10 protein-coding genes are annotated in these 11,435 nt (G+C 53.2%); all 10 read right to left on the bottom strand.

The window, feature by feature from the left end; all coding sequences use genetic code 11:
• Positions 1-65: 65 nt before the first annotated feature.
• On the bottom strand, positions 66-1,490 hold the full coding sequence (gene uxaC / locus ACTZWV_RS12890) for a glucuronate isomerase (protein ID WP_444786933.1): 1,425 nt from the start codon (positions 1,488-1,490) through the stop codon (positions 66-68).
• Between the two features lie 56 nt (positions 1,491-1,546).
• The gene (locus tag ACTZWV_RS12895; RefSeq protein WP_444786934.1) at positions 1,547-3,103 is read right to left on the bottom strand and encodes a UxaA family hydrolase; all 1,557 of its coding nucleotides are present in this window, start codon (positions 3,101-3,103) and stop codon (positions 1,547-1,549) included.
• 208 nt (positions 3,104-3,311) lie between these two features.
• Positions 3,312-4,757, bottom strand: a complete 1,446-nt coding sequence (locus ACTZWV_RS12900; RefSeq protein ID WP_444786935.1) for a glycoside hydrolase family 28 protein — start codon at positions 4,755-4,757, stop codon at positions 3,312-3,314.
• A 158-nt stretch (positions 4,758-4,915) separates the two neighbouring features.
• Positions 4,916-5,950, bottom strand: coding sequence for a LacI family DNA-binding transcriptional regulator (locus ACTZWV_RS12905; protein ID WP_444786936.1), 1,035 nt, complete (start codon positions 5,948-5,950; stop codon positions 4,916-4,918).
• 10 nt (positions 5,951-5,960) lie between these two features.
• Entirely contained in the window at positions 5,961-6,746 is a 786-nt protein-coding gene (locus tag ACTZWV_RS12910) for an IclR family transcriptional regulator (RefSeq protein ID WP_444786937.1), read from the bottom strand.
• Positions 6,747-6,804: 58 nt separating this feature from the next.
• Positions 6,805-8,100, bottom strand: a complete 1,296-nt coding sequence (locus ACTZWV_RS12915; RefSeq protein ID WP_444786938.1) for a TRAP transporter large permease — start codon at positions 8,098-8,100, stop codon at positions 6,805-6,807.
• Positions 8,100-8,600: a TRAP transporter small permease gene (locus ACTZWV_RS12920; protein ID WP_444786939.1), complete on the bottom strand. Its 501-nt coding sequence runs from the start codon at positions 8,598-8,600 to the stop codon at positions 8,100-8,102. Before ACTZWV_RS12920 ends, ACTZWV_RS12915 begins: the two co-directional genes overlap by 1 nt.
• The gene (locus ACTZWV_RS12925) at positions 8,593-9,600 is read right to left on the bottom strand and encodes a TRAP transporter substrate-binding protein (RefSeq protein ID WP_444786940.1); all 1,008 of its coding nucleotides are present in this window, start codon (positions 9,598-9,600) and stop codon (positions 8,593-8,595) included. The genes ACTZWV_RS12920 and ACTZWV_RS12925 overlap by 8 nt, the downstream gene beginning before the upstream one ends.
• Positions 9,601-9,699: 99 nt before the next feature.
• Positions 9,700-10,542, bottom strand: coding sequence for a 5-dehydro-4-deoxy-D-glucuronate isomerase (gene kduI, locus ACTZWV_RS12930; RefSeq protein ID WP_444786941.1), 843 nt, complete (start codon positions 10,540-10,542; stop codon positions 9,700-9,702).
• Positions 10,543-10,570: 28 nt separating this feature from the next.
• Complete coding sequence (locus ACTZWV_RS12935) at positions 10,571-11,329, bottom strand: SDR family oxidoreductase (protein WP_444786942.1); 759 nt, start codon at positions 11,327-11,329, stop codon at positions 10,571-10,573.
• Between the last annotated feature and the right edge of the window lie 106 nt (positions 11,330-11,435).

Raw genomic sequence — 11,435 nt, forward strand, 5'->3', positions numbered from 1 at the left:
GCAGACGCTTTGTTTAGCTGTTACTGAGCTTCGCGGCTAAGTCCGTGTGTTGCCCACAAAGCACATTACTTTAGTTGATACGCTTTCTTTACCAGGCCATAGGTCAGCTCGTAGGCTAACTCGCCGGCTTCTTCTTCGGTTAAACGGTGCTCGGCCACTAAGCCTGCCAGGAAGCGGCAGTCGATGCGCCTTGCTACGTCGTGCCGTGCCGGTATCGATAAAAACGCCCGCGTATCGTCGTTAAAACCCACAGTGTTATAAAAACCGGCGGTTTCAGTTACCTGATGGCGAAAACGCAACATGCCTTCCGGGCTGTCATGGAACCACCAGGCCGGGCCGAGTTTTAATGCCGGGTAATGGCCTGCCAACGGCGCCAGTTCACGGGCATATGTGGTTTCGTCCAGTGTAAACAGAATGATGTTTAAGCTGGCTTCGTTGCCGTATTTCTGCAGTAAAGGTTTCAGGTTTTGTACATATTCGGTCGGGCTGGGGATATCCGCGCCTTTATCGGCACCAAAACGCTCAAAAATCACCTGGTTGTGGTTACGGTGTGCGCCGGGGTGAATTTGCATCGTCATGCCATCTTCCAGGCTCATGCCGGCCATTTCAGTCAGCATCTGGCCGCGGAACAGCTCGGTTTCTGCCGGTGTGGCTTTACCGCTTAAACAGCGTTGAAACAGCGCGGCGGCGTCTTTCATTGGTAAATCGGCGGTAATAGCGGTTGGGTGGCCGTGATCGGTAGCGGTGGCGCCATGCTCGCGAAATACAGCGCGGCGCTTGCGCAGTGCTGCCAGATAACCCTGCCAGCTTTTTGTGTCTTCACCGGTAATTTCGCCCAGTTTAGCCACGTTAGCGGCAAAATCAGCGCGGTCGGCGTCAACAACATCGTCAGGGCGGAAGGTAGTAATAACGCGGGTTTCAAAGCCGGTGCCTTTTAGTTTGGCGTGGTGTTTTAAGTCGTTTAACGCACCTTCGGTGGTGGCAATCAGCTCGATATTAAAACGCTGCAACAGCGCCCGCGGCTTAAATTCCGGCTTAGCCAGTTGGGCATTAATGCTGTCGTAGTAATGATCAGCGGTTTCTTCGCACAGAGTTTCGGTTAAACCAAATACATCGTGAAATACCGTGTCGAGCCAAATGCGCGACGGTGTGCCACGAAACAGGTAATAGTGTTTGGCAAAAATATGAAAGATTTTGCGGTAGTCACCCTCAACTACGGCGCCGTCTTTACGGCGGATGCCGAGCTCTTCGAGCTTAATGCCCTGGCTGTACAACATACGAAACACATAGTGATCCGGCAGCAGCAATAACGCAGTGGCATTGTCCCAGTTGGCGTCTTCAGCAAACCAGCGTGGATCGGTATGGCCATGCGGGCTAACGATCGGCAAGTCTTTAATTTGCTGATATAAACGCCGGGCGATATCGCGCACCACCGGATCTGACGGAAATAAGCGGTCCGGGTGCAGTTCTAAACGACGACTCTGTGCCATTTTCAAGTCCTGTTATAAAAAGTGTTTAAATTCAATATCTGTTCTGATGTTACGTATCAGAGCGTCACGCCATTTTTCCAGATGGCAATTTCGCGGTTATCTGACTGCTCGTTGCGCGTAGCTTTGCCGGAAGCAACATCGATCAGATAACGGAAAAAGTCATGGCTGAACTGCTCGGCGTCCCGGCCTTTTTGCAGCAGGCCGCCGGCATCAAAATCAATCCACTGCGGCTTGCGTGATGCCAGCGAAGAATTGGACGAAATTTTAACGGTTGGTGCCGGAAAGCCCAGCGGCGTGCCGCGGCCGGTGGTAAACAGCAGCAAGGTTGCGCCGGCGGCGGTTAAGGCGGTGGATGACACCGCATCATTACCCGGCCCTTCCAGCAGGGTTAAGCCACTTTGGCTGGCCATATCGCCATAACGGATCACCTGGTTTACTACCGCCGAGCCACCTTTTTGAATGGCGCCGAGCGATTTTTCTTCCAGTGTGGTTAAGCCGCCGTCTTTATTGCCGGGGCTCGGGTTTTCATACACCGGCTGTTTGTTGTCGATAAAGTACTGCTTAAAATCATTTACCAAGGTCACAATATCGCCAAACACCTGCTCGTTTTGCGCCCGCGCCATAAACACCTGCTCGGCGCCAAACATTTCCGGCGTTTCGGTCAGTACTACTTTGCCATTACCGGCGGCGACTAAATCGGCAATGCGGCCGACCAGCGGGTTAGCGGTTAAACCGCTTAAGCCGTCAGAGCCACCACATTTCATGCCCATAACTAAATCTGACACAGGGCACGGCGTGCGTTTATCGCTGCGCATCTGCGCCACCAGCTCTGCTACTGCAGCTAAGCCCTGCTCTATTTCATCTTCCACCTGCTGGGCATTAAAAGAGCGGATGCGGCTTAGATCAACACCTTCACTTGCGGCCAGTAACTTGCTCAACTGGTTGTTTTCACAGCCCAGCCCCATCACCAACACCGCACCGGCATTGGGGTGTTGAATAAGCCCAGCCAGTAAACGCCGGGTATGGTCTAAATCATCGCCCAGCTGCGAGCAGCCAAACGGATGGGTAAAAGCATAAATACCGTCGATATCATCGCCGTACAATTTGCGTGCCTGTTCAGCCACCCGCATGGCGGCGCGGTTAACGCAGCCAACGGTGTTGATGATCCACAGCTCATTGCGGGTGCCCACTTTGCCATTGGCACGGCGATAGCCCATAAATTCAGTTGGTAAACTATCAGGAAACGCCAACGGCTGCGCCTGGCAGCCGTCGTAACGATAATCAACCTGGCCGCTGAGTTTAGTTGCCAGGTTGTGCGAGTGAATATGCTCACCGGCTTTAATATCAGTAGTCGCCGCACCGATGGCAAAGCCGTATTTAATGACACTTTCGCCTTTGGCAATATTCGTCAGCGCCACTTTGTGCCCGGCCGGTATGCTCTGCTGCGCGGTTAACTGCGCAAACGGCTCGGGCAGCGCCACACCCTGCGTCAGCGGTTGCAAGGCCACCACCACGTTGTCGCGTGGGTGTACCTGCAACACCTGCAATTGCTCGCCGATATCTGCCGGGGTATCCAGCCTGGTACTGCAACCTGGTTTTTGCTCTGTGCTCATATTCAGCCTTCCTGCACCTTGTCTAGCGGTGGCAAACTGGGGTTAAAAAAACGCGTTGTTCGGGACTGTAGCAGGTGGAAACCGGCTTGCCCTAAACCAACCGTTGACGGCATGGATGCCGGAATCGAGCCTACAGGGACGTATTCACGGCGTGTTGGTGTGGGCAAACCGGTTTTCGCCCCCGTGGCTGCAACCACACTCATACCAGTCATAATGTTAATGCTTCGCCATTTAAGGTTAGATCGACCGCATCAATCTGCGCGACATTCTCCAGCACACCCAGGCTGGCGGTCTGGTTAAACTGCACATGATGCAAACTGACACCGCTGATCGGCGCCCGCTCAAAACCACGCAGCAAAAACGCCCGCTGGGCTTTTTGCACGCGTAAATTACTGATATGCAAATTCTTTACCTGCGGCAAGTGCGAACCGGCATCGCCTTCTTCGTAGAAGAAGTTAATCACGATAGCGTCTTTTACTTCGCCGATATCAATATCGCGGATATAGATATTTTCGATTAAGCCGCCGCGTACCGAGTTGGTTTTAATACGAATGCCGCGCTCTAAATCCGGGCTGCTCATCCGGCAGCGGCGGGCGAAAATATTACGTGCGCCACCGGAAATTTCGCTGCCCAGCACCACACCACCGTGGCCGGCACGCATCATGCAATCCTGGATCACCACATTTTGTACCGGTGTTGCCAAACGGCGGCCATCGTTATTGCGGCCGGATTTCAGCGCAATACAATCATCACCGGTATCAAACAAGCAGTTTTCAATTAATACCCGGTTGCTGGACTCCGGGTTGCAACCATCAGAATTCGGCCCGTGGCTAACGCAGTTAACGCCGCGCACTATGACATCTTCTGACAGCACCGGGTTGATCAGCCAAAATGGCGAGTTACGAATAGTAATACCTTCAATCAATACCCGCTTACAGCGGTATGGCTGAATAAATGGCGGCCGTAAATAGTTGTTGGCAAATACACGCTGACTAACCGGTACACCAGCTTCAGCCATATCAAACAATGGCGTGCGGGTATTAGCCTGATCGGTTTTCGCGTCCAGCTGCCATGGCGTATGCTTCCATTTGCCTTTCCACGGCCACCACTGCGTATTGCTGCCATTACCCTCCAGAATACCCTCGCCGGTAACAGCGATGTTTTCCTGCTCAAAGGCGTAAATCAGTGGCGAATAGCCCATCAGCTCTACGCCTTCCCAACGGGTAAATACCGCCGGTAAGTAACGCGCTGGCTCAGGGTAAAACGATAACAACGCATCTTTTTGCAAGTGCAGGTTAACGTTCGATTTTAAATGCACCGGCCCGGTGTTAAAGCGACCGGCCGGCACAACCACGCGGCCACCACCGGCAGCGGCACAAGCGGCAATAGCCGCATTAATGGCGGCGCTACTGTCAAAATCAGTTGAAGCTTTGGCGCCAAACTCAGTAATCACAAAATCCCGTTTGGCAAACTGTGTCGGTGCTATGGCGGCAATAATGGCATCGGCCTGTTGCCACAGCACTGCATCGGCAGCGTCGCTGGCAGAGGTTGTTACAGCAGACACAGCCGAACAGCCACTTAATGACCATACTGATAAGCCCATTCCTGCCAGGCCTAAGGTTTTTAAATGTTGCCGCTTTTGTCTGTCTGTCATCGGTTACCTCTGGTGATGCTAAGCTGGCGTGCTCAGTCTGTTTCCGTTAGCAATTGTTACTATAATAACCAATTTGCCACCGGTGGCAAGTAAATCGGCAAACTTTTTGCCAACGGTGGCATAAAAGTTTGTTTCGTTTAAACGGTTAGCAAAGCGGCTTAGTCACTGCTGCCGGCTACGCGGGCAGTCGACTCACGTACCACTAAGGTAGGCGCCACTTTTGCTGCGACATTCGATGCAGCTTTGTCGTTGTTTTCTATCGACATAATCATTTTACTGGTGGCCAGCAATGCCATTTGCCGTACCGGCCGTTTAATGGTGGTTAATGCCGGTATCACGCGCGAGGCCAGCATATTGTCATCAAAGCCGGCTACCGATAACTGCTCCGGTACTTTAATGCCAAGACTGTGCGCCACCTTTAATACCCCGGCAGCCATTTGGTCATTATTGGCGAAAATGGCAGTTGGTTTTTCCTCTGCCTGCAGCAACTGGCGCGCGCATTCAATACCGGTCTCATAGGTGTTGTTACCTTCGATAATCCAGTCCGGGCGAATTTTAATGCCATAGGCAGACAGCCCTAACTGAAAACCTTCCATCCGTTCGGTTGACGATTTATAGCGCTGCGGCCCGCTGATAAAAGCAATACGTTCATGGCCAAGCTGGGCAAAATAACGTGCCATCTCCGCCGCCGCAGCCCTGTCGTCCGATACCACTATATGCTTGGCTTCATCCAGCGCCACTGAGCTTAATCGAACATAAGGGCTGCCGGATTCTTTTAACGCCTGCGCCAGGGTTTCAGACTCAGATACCGGCGGCAGTACAATAACGCCATCGAGTTTGGAGCGCTGCATAAAACGCAAACAGTCCTGCACCAGGGTTTCACTGCGATAGCGGCACGGGTGCACTACCAGCTCGTAGCCAAGGTTAGAACAGACCTCCAGCACACCACGCTGCACGTCATCCAGATAGAGTGCATCGGGGTTATCATAAATAAGGCCAAGCAGATAAGAACGGCTGGACGCCAGACCTCGCGCCTGGGTGTTGGGTGAATACTTTAACTCGCTGATCACTTTTTCTACCCGGGTACGGGTAGCATCACCAACACTGAGCGAACCGTTAATAACCCGTGATACCGTGCGTTTAGACACGCCGGCAATACGGGCAACATCGTTTATCGTGGCTTGTTTTTGCATAAGTCTCATCTTATTGACCACGCGCGCTGTTGCCGACCAATTGTGGCCGGTAAGTGCTGAGCGCGATATCGATTGCCGTTTGCTTTACGCTGGCAATCAGGTCGGTGTGGACTTTTTTTGCGAACAACGCCAGAGGCCCGGTAATGCCAACAGCTGCCACTACCGCCCCCTGACTGTCACGCACCGGTACCGCCAGGCAACGCACATCGTCGTGGTATTCCATTTCGTCGCTAGCATACCCGCGTGCCAGTACCCGCTGCAACTCTGTTGTTAACTCATTTGGTTGCACCAGGCTATGTGAAGTGCGGCGCTTAAATAAACCGGCGGCCGCTAAACTGTGTAATTGGTCAAAATGATGAAATGCCAGAAACACCTTGCCGGCAGCGGAGCAGTTAAAATCGGCAATGGTGCCGGGCCGGGCCGCCAACCGCAGCGGATTCGGGCTGTCGCATACCTCTACCAGCAAAGCACCCTTGGCATGGGCCAGGGCTAAATGGCTGCTTAGCCCGGTAGTCAGGGCCAGTTGCTGCAGCATCGGTAATGCCTGCTGCTGCAAACGCTGCGAGCTGAGCAAACTCAGGCCCATTTTAAACAACTGCGCCCCCACCAGATAGCGCTTACCGTGCTTTTCCAGCACCTGCTCCTGGCACAGCGTTTGTAAAATGCGAAATGCCGTAGTGCGCGGCACCGCTAAGCGCTGCTCCAGTTCGGTTAAACTCAGGCCCTGGTCCGACTCTGTCACCAGCGACAGAATACGACAAGCATTGGCCAGATTGGGGATCACGTAGCTTACCATCGGTTAACTCCTGAGTTTACCATCTGTTGAAAGCCCGCCGGGTTCACAACCCAGCCAGTTAAAAGCCAAACTGCTGTGGCAACCATTCACTGATCGCCGGTACATAGGTTACCAGCATCAACACCACAAACATTGCCAGATACAGCGGCATTAATGGCCGTATAATCGACTCAAGCTTGGTTTTGGCAATGGCGCAGCTGACAAACAGCACACTGCCCACCGGCGGTGACACCAGGCCGATGGATAAATTCAGCACCATCATAATGCCGAAATGCAGCGGGCTCATGCCCAGCTCTACCGCCACCGGCAGAAAAATCGGCGTGAAAATCAACACCGCCGGGGTCATATCCATAAAGGCGCCGACCAGCAATAAAATCAGGTTAATCATCAGCAGGATCAGCAACGGGTTGTCACTAACGGCCAGCATGGCAGCACTTATTGCCTGCGGAATTTGCTCATAAGATAAAATCCACGACATCGCCGACGAGGTAGCAATTAACGCCAGCACAATAGCCGTGGTTTCGGCAGCTTTCATTAAAATAGCCGGCAGCTCAGTGGTGTTAACTTCACGGTAAATGCCTACCGCCAGGATCAGCGAATACACCACCGCAATAGCACCGGCCTCAGTGGCGGTAAATACGCCGCTGACAATGCCGCCGATAACGAGGAAAATCATAAACAGGCTGGGCAAAGCTGCTGCTACCTTTTGTACCACCAGCTTCAGTGGTAAACGTGCTCCCACCGGATAACCCTTTAATTTGGCATACCCGGCACACACCAACATCAGCGATGCGCCCAGCAAAATACCCGGCAGATACCCGGCGATAAACAGCGCCGCTATCGACACCCCACCGCTGGCAATGGCATAGACAATCAAAATATTGCTCGGTGGAATAAGCATGCCGGTGGTGGCCGCGGCGGCGGTTACTGCCGCACTGTAATTCACGTCGTAACCCTGCTTTTTCATCTCCGGCAACATAAAGCTGCCAATAGCCGAGGTGGCGGCTACAGCTGAGCCGGATATGGCGCCAAAGAACATACAGGACACCACATTAACCAGTGCCAGGCCGCCCGGTAGCATGCCCACCAGCGCCATGGCGCATTCGATTAAACGCTTGGCAATGCCGCCGCGGCCCATAATAAGCCCGGACAAGACAAAAAACGGGATCGCCAACAGCGCAAAGCTGTTAATACCGCCGGCCATGCGCTGTGCCATCGTCGTCACCGCCGGCATAAAGTCGACGCTGAGCAGTATGGTCGCCAGAGTGGCTAAACCAATACAAAATGAAATAGGTACGTTTAACAGCAATAAGCCGAAAAATACCAGCAACAATACCAGAATGGCCATTTCCATCAGTGCATCCCCTCAACTTGCTGCATCGGCTTATGCGCCAGCATAAAGTACAGCTGGCACAGGCCATAAAACGCAATCAGCAGCCCGGATAGCGGCAGCACAGTGTAGATATATGCCATCTTAATATTCAGCGCCGCTGACATCTGGTTCAGCTCCCAGGTCAGCGCCACCAGGTTACCGCCGCCCACCACCATCACGGCGATAGCGAAAATTACCACCGACGCTGTCAGCACCATCGCCAAACGCCGCTGTATTGCCGGCGAAAACTTCTGCGTAACGATATCCAGGCCCAAATGCACCCCGGTACGATACGCAAAGGCCGCCCCTACCATACCAATCCAGATCAGTAAGGTGCGCGACAATTCTTCTGTTATCGAACTGGGCGCATTTAACACATAGCGTGACACCACCTGCCAGCACACTACCAACACTATGGCGGCCATTAACGACGCCAGAAACCACTTCAATACGCTATCAACCCAATGCACTAACTTAGTCATGGCTTTGCTCCATTTGCGCGCCCACTTCGGCAATTTGCTGCAACAAAGGCCCGATATCGGTTTGCTGTAAGCTTTGATGAAAGGGCGCCACAGCATCACGAAACGGCTGCTTATCCGGGTAAATCACCGTGACACCGGCGGCTTTTACCGCTGCTAAAGCATCATCAGATACCTGTTGCCAGGCGGCACGCTGATAAGCAATCGAATCATTTGCCGCCTGTTGCAGCCACTGCTGCTGCTGTGGGTTTAAATCCTGCCATACCGGCAAGCTGACAATCAGCACATCCGGCACCGCGGTGTGCTCGTCCAGGGTGTAGTATTTGCTCAGCTCATAATGGCGCGATAAGTAAAAACTCGGCGGGTTATTTTCTGCGCCATCAACCACGCCCTGCTGCAGCGCGGTGTACAGCTCGCCCCAATCTACCGGTGTGGCGGCGCCGCCCAGCGCCTCTACCATCCGCACCGCAGTTTGGCTGGCCAGTACGCGGAATTTTTTGCCACGCAAATCGGCCGGGGTATGAATTTCGGTATTGGTAGAGTAAAAACTGCGGCTGCCGGCATCGTAGTAGCCCAGGCCACGTAAGCGCGCCGGCTGCAACGCCAGCAACAGTTGTGTGCCGGTTTTACCGTTCAATATCCGCCACAGGTGGGCATTGTCATTAAAAATATAGGGCACGCTGAATACGCGCATTTGCGGTGCAAAGCTTTCCACCGAGCTGGCCGATACTTTGGTCATCGCCAAACTGCCAATTTGCAGCAGCTCAACTAATTCGCGCTCATTACCAAGCTGGCCGCCGCTGTATATCTCTATTTGCATAGCGCCGTTGGAATAGTGCTCAAGGCGCTCGCCCATCAGCACCATGGCTTTGTGTACTACATGTTCCTGATCCAGCGCATGCGCCAGACGCAAGGTGGTAACATCCTGCTGTGGCTTGCAGCCTGCCAGCAGCCCAAGGCTAACCAGCAGCATGGCGCAAGCCTGCCGGGTGAAATTTTTCATAACTCGTCCTACCCTGTTGCCGGGAGCGGCACGTCTTACTGCATGCCTTTACTTAATGCCTGCCAATGGCAGGCACGTATCAACGTGTTAGTGCAGCCATTACTTCATTGCACTGGCCGGGAATTTATCCATATCGTGGTAATCCAGGTTCTCACCGGCCATGCCCCAGATAAAGGCATAGTTGCTGGTGCCACACCCACTGTGGATAGACCAGGCCGGCGATACCACCGCCTGCTCATTGGCGACCCAAATATGCCGGGTTTGCTGCGGTTGGCCCATAAAATGGCACACACGCTGCTCATCACCGAGGTTAAAATAGAAATAGGCTTCCATCCGGCGATCATGCTGATGCGCCGGCATGGTGTTCCATACACTGCCGGGTTTGAGCACCGTTAAGCCCATTTGCAACTGACAAGTTTCAACCACGTCATTAATCATCAGCTGGTGAATAGCACGCTCATTCGAGGTTTCCAGCGCGCCCATCTGCAGCACGGTGCAGTTATCCATTGTCAGATGTTTAGTGGGATACGCATGGTGCGCCGGGGCGGAATTTAAATAGAATTTGGCCGGCTTGGTACTATCAGCACTGTGAAAGCTGACCTCACGTGCGCCCATGCCAACATACAGCGCTTCGGTATTTTTCAGCTCGTAATCCGTGCCATCAACCGTTACTGTGCCGCTGCCGCCAACATTGATAATGCCCAGCTCACGGCGCTGCAAAAAGTACTGTGCTTTAAGTGGCTCCGGTGCGTCCAGCTTAACCGCTGCTTTTACCGGCACGGCGCTGCCGACAATGACCCGCTCATAGTGGGTGTAACACAGCACCAGTTTGTCGGCCTGCATCAGGTTGTCTACCAGAAAATGCTGGCGCAGCTCGTCAGTATCGTAGTGCTTTACGTCATCCGGATGGGTCGGATAACGGCTCTCAAATAAAACAGTCATAAAAACCTCAATTTAAAAATAAAAAGTGTCAGCGAGCCAGCCAGCCGCCATCTACTGCTAATACATGACCATTGACGTAATTAGCTGCGTTGGAAGCCAAAAATACCGCCGCGCCGGCTAAATCTTCCGGCTCGCCCCAGCGACCGGCCGGAATACGCGCAGTAATAGCTGCATTACGCTCTGTATCAGCCTGCAGCGCTGCAGTGTTGTCGGTACTGAAATAGCCCGGTGCAATAGCATTAACCTGAATATTATGTTGCGCCCATTCATTGGCCAGCGCTTTAGTTACACCGGCAATAGCATGTTTGCTGGCCGTGTAAGCCGGCACGGTAATACCGCCGCTGTAGGATAACATCGAGGCGATATTAATAATTTTGCCCTGCTTGCGTTTAATCATCTCTGCGCCCAGGCGCTGGCTCAGTAAAAAAGCCGCATCTAAGTTCACTGCTATTACTTTATGCCACTCATTCATCGGGAACTGATGCGCCGGCGCACGAAAAATAGTACCGCCGCAGTTCACCAAGATATGCACCGGCCCTTGTGCCAGCGCTTGCTGCGCCAGTTGCTCTACTGCCGCTTCGTTACTTAAGTCAGCCGCCAACGCGCTGGCCTTGCCGCCGGCACTATTGATAGCTGCCACGGTGTCAGCGCTGCCATCTGCGGTGGAACTGGCACACAATACTGTGGCACCGGCCTGTGCTAAGGCTACCGCTATTGCCCGGCCTAAACCGCGACTGGCGCCGGTCACTAAAGCGGTCTGTCCTGCCAGTGAAAATAAGCTTGCCATAGGGCTCTCCTGTTAGCTCGTTTAGCCCGTTGCAGCAATAGAATTGTTCAAATATGGAACAACTCAAAAAATCAAATGCGGCAACAAACCTTTAAAATTAGTCACT

This window comes from Rheinheimera sp. NSM, assembly GCF_052380015.1.
GTDB lineage: Bacteria > Pseudomonadota > Gammaproteobacteria > Enterobacterales > Alteromonadaceae > Alishewanella.